18 protein-coding genes and 1 pseudogene are annotated in these 18,288 nt (G+C 61.8%); 6 read left to right on the top strand and 13 right to left on the bottom strand.

What is annotated here, in order from left to right; genetic code table 11:
• Positions 1 to 93 precede the first annotated feature (93 nt).
• The 3 genes from WIMU1_RS22915 to WIMU1_RS26545 form a co-directional block, all read right to left on the bottom strand.
• On the bottom strand, positions 94 to 270 hold the full coding sequence (locus tag WIMU1_RS22915) for a hypothetical protein (RefSeq protein ID WP_157366804.1): 177 nt from the start codon (positions 268 to 270) through the stop codon (positions 94 to 96).
• Between the two features lie 473 nt (positions 271 to 743).
• Positions 744 to 908 (bottom strand): PIG-L deacetylase family protein, encoded by a 165-nt coding sequence (locus WIMU1_RS26250; protein WP_157366805.1) that lies wholly within the window; start codon positions 906 to 908, stop codon positions 744 to 746.
• A gap of 130 nt (positions 909 to 1,038) precedes the next feature.
• A complete protein-coding gene (locus WIMU1_RS26545; protein ID WP_211339064.1) occupies positions 1,039 to 1,311 on the bottom strand; it encodes a PIG-L deacetylase family protein in 273 nt (90 codons plus the stop codon).
• A 334-nt stretch (positions 1,312 to 1,645) separates the two neighbouring features.
• Between WIMU1_RS26545 and WIMU1_RS22925 the strand changes: the two genes are divergently transcribed.
• A complete protein-coding gene (locus WIMU1_RS22925; protein ID WP_245969316.1) occupies positions 1,646 to 3,319 on the top strand; it encodes a DUF726 domain-containing protein in 1,674 nt (557 codons plus the stop codon).
• A 599-nt stretch (positions 3,320 to 3,918) separates the two neighbouring features.
• Here the strand turns inward: WIMU1_RS22925 and WIMU1_RS26260 are convergent.
• Both WIMU1_RS26260 and WIMU1_RS26265 read right to left on the bottom strand, forming a co-directional pair.
• Positions 3,919 to 4,296, bottom strand: a complete 378-nt coding sequence (locus WIMU1_RS26260) for an N-6 DNA methylase (protein ID WP_120803092.1) — start codon at positions 4,294 to 4,296, stop codon at positions 3,919 to 3,921.
• Positions 4,293 to 4,484: a hypothetical protein gene (locus WIMU1_RS26265; RefSeq protein WP_147431452.1), complete on the bottom strand. Its 192-nt coding sequence runs from the start codon at positions 4,482 to 4,484 to the stop codon at positions 4,293 to 4,295. Before WIMU1_RS26265 ends, WIMU1_RS26260 begins: the two co-directional genes overlap by 4 nt.
• A gap of 148 nt (positions 4,485 to 4,632) precedes the next feature.
• Here WIMU1_RS26265 and WIMU1_RS22935 point away from each other — a divergent pair, with 148 nt between their 5' ends.
• Positions 4,633 to 6,102 (top strand): GNAT family N-acetyltransferase, encoded by a 1,470-nt coding sequence (locus tag WIMU1_RS22935; RefSeq protein WP_147431451.1) that lies wholly within the window; start codon positions 4,633 to 4,635, stop codon positions 6,100 to 6,102.
• 518 nt (positions 6,103 to 6,620) lie between these two features.
• Here the strand turns inward: WIMU1_RS22935 and WIMU1_RS22945 are convergent.
• The 3 genes and pseudogenes from WIMU1_RS22945 to WIMU1_RS22950 form a co-directional block, all read right to left on the bottom strand.
• Entirely contained in the window at positions 6,621 to 6,905 is a 285-nt protein-coding gene (locus WIMU1_RS22945; protein WP_062800688.1) for a helix-turn-helix domain-containing protein, read from the bottom strand.
• Between the two features lie 151 nt (positions 6,906 to 7,056).
• A pseudogene (locus WIMU1_RS26270) lies at positions 7,057 to 7,197 on the bottom strand (IS256 family transposase); the annotation flags it as partial.
• A 296-nt stretch (positions 7,198 to 7,493) separates the two neighbouring features.
• Entirely contained in the window at positions 7,494 to 7,823 is a 330-nt protein-coding gene (locus WIMU1_RS22950; protein ID WP_062800689.1) for a hypothetical protein, read from the bottom strand.
• Positions 7,824 to 8,249: 426 nt separating this feature from the next.
• Here WIMU1_RS22950 and WIMU1_RS22955 point away from each other — a divergent pair, with 426 nt between their 5' ends.
• Positions 8,250 to 8,537, top strand: a complete 288-nt coding sequence (locus WIMU1_RS22955) for a hypothetical protein (RefSeq protein WP_062800691.1) — start codon at positions 8,250 to 8,252, stop codon at positions 8,535 to 8,537.
• Positions 8,538 to 10,363: 1,826 nt separating this feature from the next.
• Here the strand turns inward: WIMU1_RS22955 and WIMU1_RS22970 are convergent.
• The 4 genes from WIMU1_RS22970 to WIMU1_RS22980 form a co-directional block, all read right to left on the bottom strand.
• Entirely contained in the window at positions 10,364 to 10,588 is a 225-nt protein-coding gene (locus WIMU1_RS22970) for a PKD domain-containing protein (protein ID WP_062800697.1), read from the bottom strand.
• A gap of 221 nt (positions 10,589 to 10,809) precedes the next feature.
• Entirely contained in the window at positions 10,810 to 10,962 is a 153-nt protein-coding gene (locus WIMU1_RS26935) for a DUF6461 domain-containing protein (protein ID WP_371850312.1), read from the bottom strand.
• Between the two features lie 91 nt (positions 10,963 to 11,053).
• Positions 11,054 to 11,737, bottom strand: coding sequence for an ABC transporter ATP-binding protein (locus WIMU1_RS22975; protein WP_062800699.1), 684 nt, complete (start codon positions 11,735 to 11,737; stop codon positions 11,054 to 11,056).
• The gene (locus WIMU1_RS22980; protein ID WP_062800701.1) at positions 11,734 to 12,816 is read right to left on the bottom strand and encodes an ABC transporter permease; all 1,083 of its coding nucleotides are present in this window, start codon (positions 12,814 to 12,816) and stop codon (positions 11,734 to 11,736) included. Before WIMU1_RS22980 ends, WIMU1_RS22975 begins: the two co-directional genes overlap by 4 nt.
• Before the next feature lie 183 nt (positions 12,817 to 12,999).
• Between WIMU1_RS22980 and WIMU1_RS22985 the strand changes: the two genes are divergently transcribed.
• Positions 13,000 to 14,181 (top strand): sensor histidine kinase, encoded by a 1,182-nt coding sequence (locus WIMU1_RS22985; RefSeq protein WP_062800703.1) that lies wholly within the window; start codon positions 13,000 to 13,002, stop codon positions 14,179 to 14,181.
• Complete coding sequence (locus WIMU1_RS22990; RefSeq protein ID WP_062800705.1) at positions 14,178 to 14,810, top strand: response regulator; 633 nt, start codon at positions 14,178 to 14,180, stop codon at positions 14,808 to 14,810. Before WIMU1_RS22985 ends, WIMU1_RS22990 begins: the two co-directional genes overlap by 4 nt.
• Positions 14,811 to 16,667: 1,857 nt before the next feature.
• Here WIMU1_RS22990 and WIMU1_RS23000 read toward each other — a convergent pair.
• Positions 16,668 to 17,843, bottom strand: coding sequence for an ATP-binding protein (locus WIMU1_RS23000; protein ID WP_062800709.1), 1,176 nt, complete (start codon positions 17,841 to 17,843; stop codon positions 16,668 to 16,670).
• A 180-nt stretch (positions 17,844 to 18,023) separates the two neighbouring features.
• Here WIMU1_RS23000 and WIMU1_RS26740 point away from each other — a divergent pair, with 180 nt between their 5' ends.
• Positions 18,024 to 18,158, top strand: coding sequence for a hypothetical protein (locus tag WIMU1_RS26740; RefSeq protein WP_255283891.1), 135 nt, complete (start codon positions 18,024 to 18,026; stop codon positions 18,156 to 18,158).
• The last annotated feature ends 130 nt before the right edge of the window (positions 18,159 to 18,288 follow it).

Here is an 18,288-nt window from a genome sequence, read left to right on the forward strand (position 1 = left end):
CGGTCCGGCACGTCGCGTTCTTGGAGATCGCCGGGACGAGTCATCTGTTGCCCGACAAGAGGATTGAGTCTAAGGACAGGGATCGAATTCGACTTATTGCAGTTCGGTCAGCATCGCGAGGCCGACCATGGTGCCCACAAGTGCCGGGAGGGTCAGCAAGATCGCCAGATCACCCCCGACGGGAGTGAACGGCGACGAGGCCGTCGTCGGCCGCACGCGTCGCCTGGGTGTTCCCGTGTGTAGGCGCCTCGGCGGTTCCAGAAACATCATGCTGTTCATTATGTCGGTGTTGGTGTACCCGTCAGCGCCAATCATCAAGAATTCATCTGGACGGTGTAGTCCTTGCATCTGATGCCGATGCATACGGGTGGGCCGTGGTGAGTATGTCGCGATCAGCGAGCATGGTGTGCTGACCGAGGGCAGGGCCATGGAGAGGCGGCGGTGTCGTGATCGAGCGCGTGAGGTCGCTGTGCGGCCGCGCAATGTCGCCTTCACGGCACGACCCGCGCAGGGCACGGCGCCGTCAGGTGTCGGTGTGGCTGTTTCCCACACGACTATCGGAGTGAGGCGCACCTGCGTTCAACCGGGTCGGTGCAGGAAGGGTGCCCAGTACCGGGCTGTGGCAACGACCAGTTCCGGATCAAGATAGTGTCGGTTTGATTGTGATCGATACTGCTCCAAGACAGCGACTTTCGCATCGATCGTCTCGTCGACGGGCACAAACTTGCTGGGCGCGAACCCGTTCAGAGAGGACGGCGACTGTAACAGAAAACCTGCTGCACGCGGCGGGCGGCGATCAACGCCTTCTCGTGCACCGCCCGGTGATCTTGATGGCTGTCGGCAGCTGAATGCACGTACATCGTTGTCGGCCGAACCGCAGCGATGACCTGTTCGATGATGGCGGTCATCTCCGGGCCTCGCCCAGTCGCGTGTCCGGTAAATCCGCCATCAGCAATTGCGCCGACATCGCCATAGCCGCCGCGGCAGCCTCGGCCCGCCGGGCCGCGGCCGGCCCGCCTACCGCGCCGCCACTGAGAGTCACACCGTGACCGGGTGGCCCTGCTGGCTATGCCGCAACAAGGTGGCCCCGCACCCAATCTCCACATCGTCAGGATGCGCGCCCACAGCAAGTACCCGCTCGGCACCCTCGGCCGCCGCCGCCGGCGCCAAAACACCGACCACCGCGTCGTGATCATCAGCGTCGACGACCTCGGTGAACCCGCCCGCAGCGCCGAAGCTGTGCAGATCGGGGTGGTTCTCAGTGACGACGTCGTAGCTCGGCTGCGAGCATAAGGGCCGCACCGATCCCACCAAGTCCACCTTGGCAACACTCAGCACCTGACGCCAGTCGGACCGAGTCAATCACGCAAAGGGCCAAAATTTCACGGTCGCCCGACGGCGCCCGGTCGTTGCGGAGCAGTTCCAGGTTCAACCGCGGGCACCGCCAGCGTCCTTACGCCCAAACGTTGTTACCGTGCCGGCGTCCGGTATTCGACCAAGCTTCTTCGTCTCCCGGATAGGAGGACGAGATCCATGCGGAACCACCAGGCTCTTGTTGACCACGGCCTTGGCAGGTCGCGCGGTTGGGCTGAGCAAGTAACCAGGTGTGGGTCAAACCCGGGGTGGTTCACTCTGTAGATTTGCTTTGAAGCTGGTCGAGGGTTCAGGAAGGCATGTGGTGGAAAGGTCCGCGGAAGTCGTATTTCGCTCACTCGGAAATGCAGAGGTCGAGTGCGCGGTTCGCAGCCCGCAAGGGCTGACGATGCGCTGCAACGGTGCGCTGGGCGATCTAGAGCCTCGCGTTCTGGGTGACGACGCGTTGGGTACGAATCCCGCCTTGGTCCACAACGCATGGGCATTCGCCAAGCACGATCATTTAGACCGCACGCTACCGGAAGGCGACGAGCGAAAAAGTCATCGTGAGCAGGCAAGTGTGCACCGTAAAATTGTGGCTGGCATCGCAGAACTGGTCGATAAGTTAGGTACCGCGTCGAAGAATTCCTGGTGCTCAGCATGCTTCACCCGCAGCGACCATCGACGCCTGACGCAAGGATTCGGCACGATGCCGGCGTACCTCTGCGAATCGTGCGGATCGCCGACATTGGGATGCGCAGGTCCTGGGTGCGCGAACATGGCGACGCGAGGTTTCGCGGCCGTGCTGGTGCCACGGTATTGCGCCGAGCACAGGCATGAGATCCCCGGGTTCGAGAAGGCGTCGGCGAGCTTTGGGGTGCTAGAGGATTACCACGAATTCCTCAATTTCGAGCGCCGCAACCTCGCACTGGGGTCACGTGTAGCGACGATCTCTGTTCTTACCGCCGGCGCACTCGCGACTGGCGCATTTTTTGCTGCTCCGGCGATCGGTGGGGCAATAGGAAGTCTGAGCGTCGCGGGGGGCGGCGGCTACGCCGGTGCCGCGGCGAGCAGTTACGGATTAGCCTTGCTCGGTGGTGGCTCGATCGCTGCAGGTGGGCTGGGAATGGCTGGCGGGACAGCAGTCGTCGCAGCTGTCGGCGGAGCTCTGGGCGGTGCACTAGGCAGTTCCGTGACAACTGCTTACATCGGCGCCGACAAGTCGTTCAATATCGAACTGATCAAGCCGGGGTCCGGCATAGCCGTGATCGTCGCGAATGGACTGTTCAGCGAGGGGACGGACACACGCAAGGACTGGAAGAAGCTTGTCGCACAACGCTACCCGGATTCACCGATCTATCGGGTTCATTGGGGGAGCAATGATCTCGGAGATCTGGCGGCAATGGTCAAGGCGCTGGGTGGACAACCGGCAGCGGCGCTCGGAGTCAAGGGGCTGGCTGCAAAGGCGGGGAAGGCGGGCGCGAAGAAGTTGGGACCGCTGGCACCCGCGCTCGCGATGGCAGCCATTGCCAAAAACCCCTGGCACACCGCCAAGGTCAAGGCCGACCGAACGGGTGTGGCTCTGGCAGGACTGTTGGCGAGAACCGATGCACAAAGCTACGTGCTTGTTGGCCATAGCCTTGGTGCCCGCGTTGCAGCCACAGCGGCCGAAACCCTTGCGACATCGAAGAGCAGACCGAAAATCGACACGGTCCATCTGCTAGGCGCCGCAGTCGGGTCAAAAGGTGACTGGCGACTGCTCAGCAACGCAGTCACCGGTGCAGTGCACAACTACCACTCATCGAACGACGGTGTCCTCAAGTTCGCCTACAAGACCGCCCAAGGCGGACAAACGGCGGTCGGATTCGCTGGCTTCCGCACCAAATTCGCCCGCATCCACGACCACGACGTCTCCGCTAGTGTCGCTGGCCATTCGAAGTATCTCGAAAACGTGCAGCTCAACTGATCGAGCCGTGCTGCCGGGATGCCGACGAGGCCACCCGCAAGCCCTGCTGCAAATGCCCGCCCCATATGGCCGGTGGCCCAGAGGCCGGCCTTCAGAGTGCGCTCGCGACGGGACGTGCGGGCCCTCAACAACGGGCATTCTGCTTTTCGTTGCGCTGTTTCTCGTTGACCTTCTTGCGTTGCGCGTCGGTTACGTTCTCTACGATCGCGACCGTCAGCGTCCTCAACCGCGCGGCCGTCCGCAGGTCCTCGGGCCAGGGTCTGCACACGGCCGTCGTCGACGGGTTCCTGCGAGGCCACAAGCCTCTCTAGCGCGTCCGCAACGGCGAGAAGGCCTCGACCTGTTCCAGGGTGGCCGGACGGTGGCTCTACCTGCGGCGTGTCAAGTTTACTTGACATAAGGTATCTTATCAGTGCGCGGAATATGTTGCACCGCAGAGGATTACGTGCCCTATTGGCATAGGTCATCCTGGCCGTTGGCTGGGTCCGGTTGCTGATTTGGCGTAGATCCGCCAAAGCGAGCGGTCGGATGGCGAGTGGTCCCAACGCGGACTGAGCGCTGGCTACTCACGTGACCGCGATGCGCATTGCTAGGGCGCGTCAATGTTCTCGGCCACGGGTATGTTGCGGCGTTCGCGGAGTTCGCTGGGCACGGCAAAAAAAATCAAACACACCGATGGTCGCCGGCCGTCCCGTCGCCGCGACAAGTTCTGTCGCAGACCGGGCGCTGGGAGCGTGGATTTCAATACCCTCGAGCTGGCGGCGCTGCTTGGGGGCGTGCAGCTGATCAAGGCGAGCGGCCGCCGACAGCAAAAATGCCGCCTCGCCGCACGAGGGCTCAAGGATCCGGTCCGTAGGTGCCTGAATGGCCCAGCGCGAGACGAAATCGGCCAACGCCGGTGGTGTGAAAAACGCGCCGCGGGCCTTGCGTAGGAGCTGTGTGTCAACGGGGTTACCGCCGAACGGTGCGCGTGTCATGCTGCCGAGTCCTCACCGAGAGCGTTCGCAAGAATAGCTGCGGCACAATCACTCACAGACGTACCACGCGTCTCCGCCTCGTGCGCCAGCTGGTCAGCAAGGGCGACCGGTACACGCACCAGCACGGCCTTGCGTTCACCGCGCCAATGCCGACGCCTGTCCTGGGTACCGCTAGATGAAGATGCCACGCCAGAAGTTGTATCAGCTTTCTCCGACACCGCCCGCGAGGCGCGAGCTCTACCGGCGAAGCAGAGCGCAGGACCCGCACAGCTCGTGCACAAACCGGCATTCGTCCGACCAGGATAGATTGCTGTAGAGACCTGGAGGGAAGTGCGCATGGCGAAGGACCCGCACGGTCGCACTTTGCGGCTACTAGTGGACACGAACATCGTCATTGCCCACGAAGACGACAACCCAGCGGAGCCGCACATCAATGCAGAAGACGCGGCGGCCCTGATCCGGCTCGCCCGCGATCTCGGTTTCGAGCTACTCGTCAGTCACGGGACTCGGACCGACTTCCAGAACGCCCCCGAACCCCGCCGCACCACGCGCCAGAGGACGCTCGACAAGTACTACGTCGTACTCCGCGCCGTGGGAACAAATCACGCTGTGCGACAGCAGTTTCCCGCCTCACTTACTCGCAACAACAAAGCGGACATGGAAGTGTTGTCTGCGTATTCGACTGGAGCAGCGACCGCTCTTGTGACCGAAGACCGTCTGATGCGCTCACGTGCAGAACGCGCTGGTCTGGCCAACGTATTCTCCCTCGCGGAAGCGATCGACTGGCTCCGCGCCTTGCGCGATCCCACGCTGGCCAACGCCGCCGCCGCTCATATGCCGGCCGCCTACCAAGTCAACCGAGATGCTCCGCTATTTGCATCGCTCAGCGACGACTACCCGGACTTTTCGAGATGGTGGGACAAGGTCGTCGATGAACGCAGATCGGTCATCCTCCTCGGAGACAACGCCGACCCCAACGGGATCGCAGTACTGAAAGAGGAGCACAACGCGTTCGGGCTGGGGGATCGTGTACTGAAGATCTGCACTTTCAAAGTCGATGAAGGCGTCGGTGGTTCACGCCGCGGCGAACTGCTCCTTCGCGCAGTCGTTGACTACGCCGTTGAACGTCATTGCCCAACCGCCTATCTCACCGCTTGGCCCCGTCATGAAAAGCTGATCGGGTGGCTAGAACGGTTCGGCTTCGCCGAGAGTGCCGTCACTGACGACGGTGAGGTCGTCATGGTCAAGCGATTCGGTCCCGAGCCAGGCTCCCCCCGGCTCCCCCCGCTCGAGCACCACGTACGGTACGGCCCACGTGCGTTACTCGTCGACTCCCTATTTCTGATCCCGATTCAAGACAAGTTTCATGCCCGGCTGTTTCCCGACAGCGACGATCAGCAGTCGCTCCTGGAGAACGAATCGTGCGGGAATGCCATCCGTAAAGCGTATCTATGCCACTCACCTAGCCGTCAATTGCGGCCTGGCAGCACGGTCGCGTTCCTGCGCACCGGGAGCGGCTCAGCCCAAGTCACGGCTGTTGGTGTGGTCGAGCAAACTCTAGTCAGCCGTAAGCCGGACCAAGTGGCCGCGTTCGTCGCTGGACGGACCGTTTACAGCTACAACGAAATCTGCCGTCAGTGTGAAAGCGAGGTGCTAGCCATACTTTTTCGTTTAGATCGCCGTGTCGAACCGCCATGGAGCCGCCAATCGCTCATCGACAACGAGGTGATGAAAAGCTCGCCAATGAGCATTACCGCAGTCCCCGAGGCAGGAGTGAGATGGGCACAACAGCAGCTGGACACGTAGGACGCGTAGGACGCGTAGCGCTTATGTCCATCCATCCAAAGTATGCGAATCAGATCCTGGCTGGAGCCAAACGAGTCGAATTTCGCAAACGCCCCATCGCACCGGACGTTACCCATGTCCTGGTTTACGCGACCGCGCCCGTCAGCGCCATCGTCGGAGCATTCGCCGTGAACGAGCAGGTGACGTTGGCTCCACAGATGCTATGGCGAAGATTTCGTCACGTGGCCGGCATCGGATGGGCAGACTTCACCGCGTATTACACCGGCCGACAGTCCGGGACAGGCATAGCCGTCGGCGACGTATTAGTGGCCGATGAACCGATGTGTCTGCAGTCTCGACTCGGACTATTCAGGCCCCCACAGAGTTTCCAGTACTTACCCACGGAAACCGGGCGAACGCTGCTAGGCGAAATGCAGAGCGTCAACCGCTACTCGACCGCTTAGGGTTTCTCAACGTGACGACGCCCGCCGCCAGGAGGTTCGACGCGAGCTGCTGATCGAGGTCTGCCGGTGAGCTGCTCACGTGGGCTTCGCCTGGTTCTCTTCGGCAGGGATCATGATGAACTGATGGTCGAGGTAACCAGCGTCTCGCAGCGCTGCGACAAGGACCGCCGTGTACGGCAGGCTTATCGTCGCAGCGATACCTTCTAGCGTGGATCGGTTCGGCAGCGCTTTGACACCGTTCGTACGCATCAAACTTAATGTGGCCCGCGAGATTCCGATCCGGCGAGCTGCCTCCGCGTCGGTCCGCTGGTCGGCCACCCGCCAGAGGTCGATGAGCTCGAGTAGACGAGATGCGGACATGGTCCCAGTGTTGCAAAGTAAGACCGGTTTGTCGAGTCTGACCTAACGATTAGTTTGGCGCTACTTGACATAAATACACTATCGGCGTAATCAATTGCTTTGCAATACTTTTCGTCGCGAGATATTGTCAAGGCCTGTGGATGAGCGATTTCTAGGCGGCATCCTCGGCGTGTGAAGTGGCGTCGGGTTCGATGAGTTTGCCTTTGTCGAAGGTGGCGCCATCACGGACCAGTTTCACCAGCTGCGATGCGTTGACTGCCCGCCATGTGGCCTGCGCGGCCTCGATGAGCTGCGCTGGCTGGCAACGACGTCACCGTTTCGATGGCCGCAGAGGGTGGATAATTGCAGCTGAACGCGTTTGAACCCATCATCGCAAAGTCCCTCTTTGACAGCCTGGAGCATCTGACAGCTGGGAGCTGCTACGGACGCTCTCGGACTGCGAGCCCCTAACTTGCGGGCACGGGTGTTACCCGCCACCCGCTGGTTCTTCTCGCGCGTAAAGTTGGTTGTGCTGGCCGGTTCTGACCCTGTCGGCTAACGCCGCTGTCCCGGTCTGGGACCCCGACCCCTCAGGCCGGGGCAGCACCACTAAGAGCCGGACCGCTCACCTTGGTCCGCGTGACTGCCGAGGTCGTAATAGCCGTGCGCCAACTGGCCGAGAACCCATGGGCTAGGTCGGTCGTCGAGGCTGGCGTAGCCCTTTATGTGCCCGTCGAGCAACATCTGGTCGTAGACGAATGCTGTCCTTGACTGCTCCGGAAGGCGACGGAGGATCGTGATCGCCCGGTTCAGTTGGTCCGCGTCCACGCCGTTCCTCTCGGCGGTCTTGCGGAGATCATCGGGCGGCCGGCCGTTTGCCTCGGCCGTGATCGTCATGCCCGCGAGCTCCAGGACGTAGGGCAAGTTCTGGCTACTCATAGGGGCAACGGTATCTTCTGCCTCCCCAGATGGTGGTGCAATCGGCGTCGACGCCTCAGGCCGGGGCCGCACCTTGGTCGCGCGGGATAGTTCGCGAGAGCGGCGATACCCCCGACGGCCGCTCGACTATCGGATCTGCGGGTGTCGAAGCAAAAAGAGAAGACCACCCCTTTTCGGCTCTTGACGGTCGCGAGGGGTGGTCCTCTGTTGAAGTGGCTCAGACCCCAACGTGGAGATGCTACATCGGTAATGCCCCCACGCGTCGAATCCGGAACCCGGCAGAAGGACACGGAGGCCGAACACTCAAACCGCCTACCGCCAGGGCGAGCGAGAGCCAGTTCACGGTCGCACAAAGAGGGCTCGGGTCTTGGTTCGAGAGGGTTGACTTGAGGTCATGACCTACTACGTATCGAGCCGCAACTGCCAATGGTGTACACAGTCGAAGACTCGACTAAATCTGAAGTCCAGGCCTACTTCGAAGATCTGATGCTCGGATCGACCCGCAGAGCCGATGACCCCGAGGATGACGACGAGCTCGAATCGCAAGGTTTCGTGATCAAGCAGGGACCGGGCGTGCTGCGGCACGCTCGGCGCGAGTCAATGATTGAGACGACGGACGCTGAGGATCCGAATCCGTCGTACATCATCGACTGGGGGCGGGTTGCATGCATTGCCATCACCGATGCGGATCCGGACCCGGAAGCTGAGCACTAAGAGTTGATCATTCACGACGATCGGAAGCAAGTGCTCCCCGGAGGCGGCGAGATCTATTTGTCGCGACCGTCGGGACCGAGCTGGGAAAGTGGCGGGGAGTGACTCAGCCGTAAGACCTCTGGGGGAAGGCATACTTTCGATCATGGGATCTGGGGGACCTCACCGGCGGCCGTGACGTAAAGAAGTAGTCCTTGGAGCGTTCATTCTTCTCATACTGGTGGGGCTGTCCGCTGTGGCATTCCTGTACGCGCATTGACAGCGGCCGCAGCCGGGCGTGACGTGCCTGAAGTGGACCAGAGCGTGCTCGGGTTGTCTTCTCTTGCGATCATAGAAGCGTGGGGGAAGAAACTGGAGCCTCGGAGTGCAGCGTCCTGCATTGTCAGCGGCCCGGTGCGTGGGTTGCGTTGGAGTTCAACGTTCGGGGCAAAGTCGAGCAGGCGAGGATCTGGCTGTGTGACGAACACGGGAATGGTCCGTCCGACTAGCGTGCTGTGATTGTTGGGCACCGATTGAACGGCAGCCCAACGTGGGCCGGGTGGTCCCCTAGGTCGGTAACCCAAGTTTGTTGGCGGTGCGGTGCCCGTGGGTAGTGGTTATGCTCGTGACGGCCGGTGTCCTACCTAGGATCACACGCCCGGCCTGATGCCCCCGGCCATTTCTCTCCCTAGATCCATGGCCGGGGGCCATCGCTATGTGTTCTATGCGATATTCCTGATCAGATGCGGCGGGCATCATGTTGTGGCTGTTCGCGGTGGGGTTTAGCTTGTCTTCATGGGGGATAAGCGGGAACGAAACAGCTCAGTCGCGCTGTACGTGCGCATCGTTTTATTGGGTATCGTGCTGATCGCCTTCGGGCTGCTCGTGGCTTTTAGCACCACAGTTCCAAGTCCATAGAGTGGGCGCCCAAACCCGCGATCGGGGGTGTGTCCGGTGCGGAGGGGGGGCGGTCGGAAGCTGTGGGCGAGTATCAGCAAATGCAGGCGCCCGTATCTGGGCGTCTACGCTCGGTTGCCGGTGCGAGTGGGGTTGGTGAGTGCTGCGAGACCGCTGTCGTAGACGCCGTTACTTCGGGCTCGTATGGCCCATTTGCGAATGTTGAACTGGCTGCCGCACTCAAGTTCCTGACAGTCGTAGCCAGACACTCTCTGGTGCAATGAGTCTCCGCCTGCTCGATCGTCGTAAGCCACGTCAGCGAGCATCCGACCCCCGCAGTTTGGGCAGGGTGCGTCGGTGCTCAGGTAGTCATGGTCGATCATGGTTGGTGACCTCCACTAATGTGATGTAGAACACATACTTTACCGCCTTGGTGACGTGGTGTGCAGCTAGCCGGGCAGATGGACCTAGCGAGCGGGATGGCCAATCGTGGTGCGCCGCACCCGATACCGCTTGTCGCGATACCGGGTGCGGTTACCGGAAGGGTTGGGTCTTCCGGCATCAGTGATTCGGTGCTGTTGGGCGCGCGGATGGAGCTGGACACACAATTAGGCACGCTGATTTGATCGGCAAAATGCGGCCGCGAGGTTCCATCGAGGAAAGCGTGAGTCGAACGGGTGGCGGCTGTTTCACCGGGGAGTTTGGACACCCTTGCAAGTTGGGTGAGAATCACTAGATCGTGCCGCAGTATGGATTGCTGCCCTGGGGCCGGGGTTTGGGGCACTCGGCCCCAGGGCAGCAAAGTGGCGACGCCGGTTGGAGGTCCAGCTTCGCCCAATCGGACGTTACCCAACCGTGGCCTGTGGCGCTCGGCGAGAGGAGCTGGCGCCCGCGGAATCCCTGAATTTTATTTTGTATTCCGAAACTCCTCCATGGGTGGCATTCTGCCGCTTTTAGGGTGCCGCCCCGAGCGGTCTGAGGTCTGGGTCGGCGCCCGGGGCGGCACGGGCACACGGCGCGGCGTAGGTGTGCGACGGGGTTGCACCAGTCGCGGTGGCCGTGTCGCCAAAGTTCCACGAGTGCGACACGACCGAGCCATCGGTTTCGGTGGAGGTCGAGCCGTTGAACGCGACGGTGAGTTCGTCGGCGACGTAGGTGAACTCCGCCAGCGTTCTCAAGGCAGAGTCGCCGTGCCGGGCCGGTGGTTGCGGTTGTGGTTGCTGGCCATCTGGATGGTCCCGTTGATCGGGGCCGCCGGATGGTGGCTTTACCTGCGTTATGTCAAGTTGACTTGACATAATCTATCCTATCGGCGCGTAATCAATTGCGCTGCAACGTGTTTTGTCACCGGTGACGAAAGGCAAAGGGAATCACGCTCGGTTCGCTGGCCACAAGGCCATCAGGAAGACCCCGGAGTTCGCCTCACCAATGCAGTCAGGTACGTCGACTCGTGGAGCAACGAGTGCGTTACTTGCACACCCGAAACGCGCTCCATCAGCGCCATGACGGCAGCTTCGGTGTGTACGGTCGCCGGAAACTGAGAGGCGCCCAAATCCGCCGATCTCTTCTAGCCAGGGCACTACGCGTCCGGGTTGTTGTGGACACCAGCGGTGCACGTGCTGTGCCTGGACGACGGCGACGGTTTAGCCGGTTTGAGCGTTGACGAGTAGTCGGCCGTCGCCGAGTTCTAAGACAGCGTCCATGTCGGACAGATGTGTGCGGTCGTGGGTGACCACAACGGTTGCAGTGCCATTGGTATGGGTCAGGGTGGTGACAAGATTGAGGATCGCTGCTCCGCGCTGGTGGTCGAGTGCGCTGGTGGGTTCGTCGACCAGCAGCACTGCGGGGTTGCTCATCAAGGCTCTGGCGATATTGACCCGCTGCCGTTGCCCACCGGACAGTTGATGCGGCCTCTTGTGCGCGTGATCGCCTAGACCGACAGCGTCGAGCAGCGTGAGCGCGTGCGTTGCTGCGCCGCGGGGGGAGTGTCCATCGAGGTGGGCGATGACCTGCAGTTGCTCGACGGCGGTCAACGACGGCAACAGATTGGGCTGTTGAAATACGGTCCCGATCTTGTTGCGCCGCAGTGTCGTCAATTCTCCGCGGGTCATTGCGGCAGTCGGTGTTCCGTCGATGACGACGTGTCCGCTGTCGGGTGTGATCAAGGTGGCCGCCACGGCGAGCAAGCTGGATTTGCCGGAGCCGGACGGGCCGATGACGGCGGTCATCGTGCCCTTCTCGACGTGCAGATCGACGCTGTCCAGCGCGGTCAGCCGGGCGTCGCCGTCGGGGTAGGTAAGGGTGATGTTAGTCAGATGCAGGCTCATCGTGCGCTCCCGAGTGCGGTGAGGGGGTCAACGGAGGTGATTCGATTGATGGATAGTCCGGCGCCGGCTGCGCCGAGGACGATGATGATCAACGCGGGTATAGCCACGGTGCCGATGTCGAGTACGAACGGCACAGGGCCGCTGACGAGTGCGCCCACTGCTGCGGCCAACCCTGTTCCGATGGCGGTGCCGACGGTAAGAAGTGCGACGGCTTGACCGAGGGCATCTCGAAGCAGGTACGCGGTGGACGCTCCGAGGGCTTTGAGTACCGCGACGTCGCCACTGCGCTGGATGGTCCACACGGTGAAGAACGCCCCGATGACAAGTGCGGAGATAGCGAAGAGGAAGGCGCGCATCAGTTGCAGCGAACCGTTTTCCGAGCTGTAGGAGCCGACGGCGGACTTGGCGTCCGCTGTGGGCACCGTGTCGGTGCCGATCCGCTCGTCGGCCGCGGTGAGGTCGGCGTCGGAGACAGTGCTCAACCCGACCACCGTCGCGCGTAGTGGGCCGTCGGACGCTCCGCCGGACAGGGTCTGCCATGCCTGCAAGTCCATGTAGATCACCGGCGTGTGGCTGTAGGAGGCGTCGCCGGCGATCGCGGCGACCGACAGCCGCTGTCCACCGAGGATGATGTGGTCGCCGGCACCGGCGTCGAGCTCGTTGGCGGCCGACGTCGACAGGATTGCGGTGTCGGCGTCGATTCGGTCCGATTCCGGTGCCAGCGTTGAGCCTGGTTGCACGCCGAAGGCAGAGATCGAGGCGCTGCGCGACCCGGCTTCGGCTTTGGTAGTGGTGATGCCGAGTGGTTCGGCTCGCTGCACTCCGTCCACGGCGGCCCACTGCTGCCATGTGGATTCAGTGACGGTGCTATCGGTGAAGGACACCGACTTGCCCTCTGTCGGCGCTGCGAACGTCAGATGGTCAGCCGGCAATTCGGTGATCGCCGACGTGCTTTCTTTGCCCAATCCTGCGGTGAGTCCGGACAACAGGCCGACCAACATGGTGATCAGGACGATGACGGTTCCCATCAGGGCGAACCGCCCCTTGGCGAATCGGAGGTCTCTCCATGCGACGAACACGTCTCTTCTGCCTTTCTTGCAGACGACCGGATCAGGTGCCCGGTGACTGTGTTCAACCCTCGCCTGAGCCGGGGTGCGGGGGCATCGACCGGGAGAGTGCATCCTGAGAGCCGGAAGGATCAGAGCCGGTTACATCTTTTGGCTGATGTCGACGAGAGTGAACCGCATAGCCTGGACACTGTTATGGATCCGTCGACGCTCGCCCCTGTCATGCGCAGCCTGCGCGGGTGCCTACATCTGATGATGGGGGCACTGCTGACGCTGTCGGTCGTGCGTGCGGTCCAGCAACGCGGACCGCACCTAGCGATTGTCATCGTTCTTGCCGTGGCTCTGGGCGTGATCTATTCAGTGGGCGCAGCTTGGCCGAGAGTGCGTAACTCCGGGGCGACGGCGGCGGGATGGCTACTGGCGGTCGGGGCTGCGTGGGCGGCGTTGCTCGTGGTGAGCCCGGAGGCCGTGTACCTGGCGTTCCCATTGTTCTTTCTCGAGCTCCACCTCCTGTCCACGCGGTGGGGCTTGACAGCCGTCGTCGTCACGACTATCACGGCGATCGCTGGATTTTGCTGGCATCAAGGGGGTTTCGCGGTCGGTGCGGTGGTCGGGCCCTCGCTCGGCGCCGCGGTGGCGATCGCGGTCGTTCTCGGTTACCAGGCGCTCTACCGGGAGAGCGAACAGCGGCGCACGCTCATCGAAGAGCTGACCGCTGCCCGTGGAGAACTGGCAGCTGCGGAACACGAGGCCGGGGTACTAGCGGAACGTGAACGGCTGGCCCGCGAAATCCATGACACCCTAGCTCAGGGTTTGTCCAGCATCCATTTGTTGCTCCGCGCGGCGGAACGCCTACTCCCCGAGCGTCCGGACGAGGCGAACAAGCATGTCGTCCAGGCCCGAGTGACAGCGTCGAGCAATCTCGAAGAGGCACGCCGCTTCGTTCGTGCGCTCACACCGCCGGATCTGGAGAACGGCTCACTGCCCTCGGCGTTGGAACGATTGTGCGCCCGCACTTCGGCGGCTACCGGTCTACCGGTCGATTGGCAGCTGTCAGGTGTTCCGGTGCCCCTCCAGACAGCACACGAGGTTGCGCTGCTGCGCATCGCCCAGTCTGCGCTGGCGAATGCCACGCAGCATGCTGATGCCACCCGGGCGGCGGTCACCCTGAGCTACATGGACACCGAGGTGGCGCTCGACGTCGTCGACGATGGTGCGGGCTTCGAACCCGACACCGTCAGCAAGGGGGATCGCGGCTTCGGGCTGCCCGGAATGAGAGCTCGCGCTGATGCACTGCGCGGCACCCTGGCGGTGGAATCGGGACACGGCGAGGGCACAGCCGTCGCCATCACTGTGCCGTTGCAGGTGCGAACATGATCCGCCTCCTCCTGGCCGACGACCATCCGATAGTTCGCGCTGGGTTGCGTGCGGTGCTCGAGACCGAGCCAGACTTTTCGATCATTGCCGAGGCGACGACTGCCGAGCAGGCGATCGAATTGTCCAGGGAACTCGAGGTCGACGTGGTACTGATGGACCTGCAATTCGGCCCCGGAATGCACGGCGTCGACGCCATCGCCCGCATCGCAACCCTCCCCGACGCACCGTATGTCCTGGTCTTGACGACCTACGACACCGATGCCGACATTCTCGCCGCCATCGAAGCCGGCGCCGTGGGTTACTTACTCAAAGACGCGCCGCCCGATGATCTCTCTGCCGCGGTGCGCACCGCGGCAGCGGGCGGATCGGCGCTTGCGCCTGCTGTCGCATCGCGACTGATGGACCGAATGCGGGCACCCGGAAACACACTGACGTTGCGCGAGATCGAAGTGCTGCAGTTAGTGGCAGACGGACATTCCAACGTGCAGATCAGCCAGCAGCTGTTCTTGAGTCAGGCCACCGTCAAGTCTCATCTGGCGCACATCTACACGAAGCTGGGCGTCGATTCACGGACCTCGGCCGTGGCAGCAGCAGCATCGAGAGGCTTGATCCGCCACGGCCAACACTAATTACAGCTCGTACCCGATGATTGAAGGGATTATGGAGGTTCCTTCACGCCGTAATCTCCTGTCATGGGTGCGCTTTGTGCGCCCGCCGTTGGGGCTGCTCAGCAGGCTCAAGTGAGGTCGACCATCCGCAAGTGAGCCGCAGGGAATCGTGCATCCGATGCAATACTGCCGACTCCAGTTGACCTAATCTATATTAGCAGCGAAACCCGTTGCTTTGCAGAGATATTCGGTTTGTTCCATTGATCGGAGCTGGCGCATGGTGGCTATACCTGCGCCGCGTCAAGTTTACTTGACATAATATATATTATCGGCGTAATCAATTGTGGCACAGTACATTTTGTCACCAGTGACGAAACGCTACGCGATCCGGGAGTCGCGTTGCCCGACCTGCGCCCGGCTCGCGCGTCGCGGGTCCTGGCACAGCTTCAAATGGCTCTAGCTCCGCAGTGATAGAACAGGTACCGTGAATCGGACAAATGACGCAGAACGGACAGTTGCCTCAGCGATCGGCCTCGGCCGAATCATATGGGGCGCGACGACAGCACTGGCACCGGCCCGCGTTCATCGCGTCCTCGGGGTCGACTACCCCGGGCCAGACCGCGGCATCTGGATTAGAGCATTCGGCGTTCGCGATATCATCCTTGGCGCTGCGGCCCTTCACCCCGATCAGACCGTTAGACGATTAGTACTGCAGGCCGGTATCGCGATGGACCTTGTGGATGCGGGCGTAGTCATCGCGGCCGCCCGCAACGGCGTCCCCCGCCGAGCCGCTGGAGTCGGGGTCCTACTTGCTGGTGGTACTGCGGTCGTGGCAGCCATAGGACCTTCGCTGCTACGCCAATCGGTCCGGGACAAATCCTGCCATCGCAGCTAACCCGACGTAAACTCAATCTCGGCTTTAACTAGGACAAGTCCAGAAACATGAGCAGATCTGTGTCACTGCATTGTTCGACGATTCTTCGCACAATATTGCTCTATCCGGGCTGGCTCGCATCCCGGCTAGTAGTTGCTCGTACACGTCCGGAGGGCATCGGCAGTGATTGTGGGTACCTCGCATGAAATTTGCACCCATTCTTTGCCGCCGTCGCGGGACCTATCTAGGAAAACTTCGACGGTTGAGGCGCTTTCAGCCGTCCGATAGTACGTTCTGATCGGGTCACCCTCGGTCGTAAAGGCAGTGACGCTCAGCTCCGCGCCCTTCCCGTAGCGGCTCCTCAGGAGGCAGTCCACAATTGACTGCGGGTACAACTCGGCGAGGGTGGAATCGGGCCCTTTAGCTGTGGTCTCCCCGCAACTAGGCAGCGTCGAGCGATCAACGAATGCTTGCGGTGCGGAAACTCTCGGAGCGTCCTCTTCCGCAGAACACGCGGCGGTCATCAGAACTGCCGCAACGGTGAGGACGATGGTGCATTTGACTCGCATCTGACCAGCGTAGTTCGGCCTGATGAGAACTTACGGCCAGCTTCCGCCGACGCGACCGGAGGTGACTGCCAAGGCCTGACGCCCCAGGGCAACAGTCTCTCAGTAGTGACCGTCCGTGGTATCTCGACCCGTTGAAAATCACTGCTATAAGAGCATTCTTACTCGTCCTACACGCCAATGCGTCTCACTAACTGCTTCCGTTTCGCAGCAACGCCTTTCGACACCAGTGACGAAAGGTATCCCGAACCACGGTGTAGCGGCGCCTCAGTGAGGTCGCAGCGTCGGCCGTGCGTAAGTGCACAGGTTCACGCGTTCGACGTCACGAAGATTCCGGAAGCAGCTGCGACGAGTGGTAGGTCGCCCGAGTTGGTAGACGATCGGGCCCAAGCCCAACGACGACGGACTCGCCTACCTGGCACTCTTTGCCATCGGGGGTCAGTTTGCTGGCTCAGTGTTGTTTTGACGGCGAATGAACTCGGCCATGCCGGGAACGGTGAAGGCTACGACCCCGCGTTCGGGTGCCCAGATTAAGCCTTTCTTGATGCAGGCGTCGCGGTGCGGTGCCACCGATTGCATGGAGCTACCCAGGGCTGTGGCGACCGCGGAGGATCGCGGTTGCTCGGTACCGCTGACAGCCATGGCGTGTAGATATCGCCGTTCGGTCTCGGTGGCGCGGAGCCACCGTGAGCTGTAGAAGCCAGAGTCGAGGGAGGCATGTCCGGTGCTCACCGCGTCTTCGGCTTCAATCACGCTGAACGGTGATCCTGTTGCCACGCGCCATAGTTCGTATCCAAACACTTGCAGGAAGTATGGGTAGCCGGCGCTGGCAGTGACCACGTAGTCAGCGGCCTCGTCGGTGACGGCTTGTCCCAGTCGGGAAATCGGCGCGACGATCGCCGCCCGTGCTTCGTCGTTGGACACTGGTCCGATGGTGCGGTAGTCGAATTGCCGTTCCGCGTAGGATCGCGCATCAGCTAAGACTTGAGGGAGGTTCGGCAGTCCCGCCCCGACCAGAAAGAACGGCCATCCCCGTTGGGCGGCACGGTGTTGGGTTGCTAGCAGGACCTGGAGCAGCGGCGCCTCGAGCTCCTGCATTTCGTCGACGAACACTCCGAACGCGTTGCCTTCTTTGCGCAGTTCATCGCATAGCTCTTCCACGAGATCTTCGAACTCCACCCCCAGCGATGCTTGCGGTGGCGGCGCTGCTTTGGACACGCTGACTCCCGTGCCGAACGCGGTCGCTGACACCGAGAACTCTTCGGTCATCGACCGGAGTCGGTCCACGATCGACCGGGCGAACTTTCGGCGTCGAAGCGCCCGGGTGACGTCTTTGGAGATTCGCCGGCGCAGGGCTTCGGCGCCTTCCTGACTTGTCTGTGCTTCGACTTCGACAACGACCCAGTCGTTACGCCGGGCTTGGTCAGCCATGGTCGCCAACAACGTCGTTTTTCCCACACCACGCAGCCCTTGCAGCATCAACCCACGGTCGTAGCGGCGTTGCTTGACCCGCGCGACAAGCAGATCGAAACGCTCCAGTTCCCGAGTACGCCCTACCAGCTCAGGCGGACGAGTACCCGAACCGGGCGTGAAGGGATTGAGGCCAGATTCCACCCGCAGACACTAGCAAAGTATCAGTCTCTATAAGGCGAGATCTTATACAGACTGATACAGTCCTACAGTCCGGCCAGTCCAGTTCGAGCTCTTGACTGTGACGTGGCAGAGGCGTTCCTGAGCTCCTGCAACAGACCAGTTGTGAATCGCTCAGCCTCTGGCGTGTAGGACATCAGCCAGTTGATCAACGGACGGCAGCCCGGACGCACCGGCTTCAGTCCGGTAGAGACGGCACGCAAGTTGATCGACGTGAAGGGCATCGTCGAAGGCATCAGCGCCATCGATGAGTATCGTCGGCGAACCAGCGAACGGTGACGCTGCCGCCTCGGCATCCGACCCAATTCGCCGCACCCCTATTTCGAGATCTGTCCTTCCGATTTTGGCCGCCGCCGCACGGACGCGCTCGACCGCCGCTACCCAGTTAGGGCAGCCCTCGACATAGAGA

This window comes from Williamsia muralis NBRC 105860 (assembly GCF_001598915.1).
GTDB classification, from domain to species: Bacteria; Actinomycetota; Actinomycetes; order Mycobacteriales; family Mycobacteriaceae; genus Williamsia; species Williamsia muralis.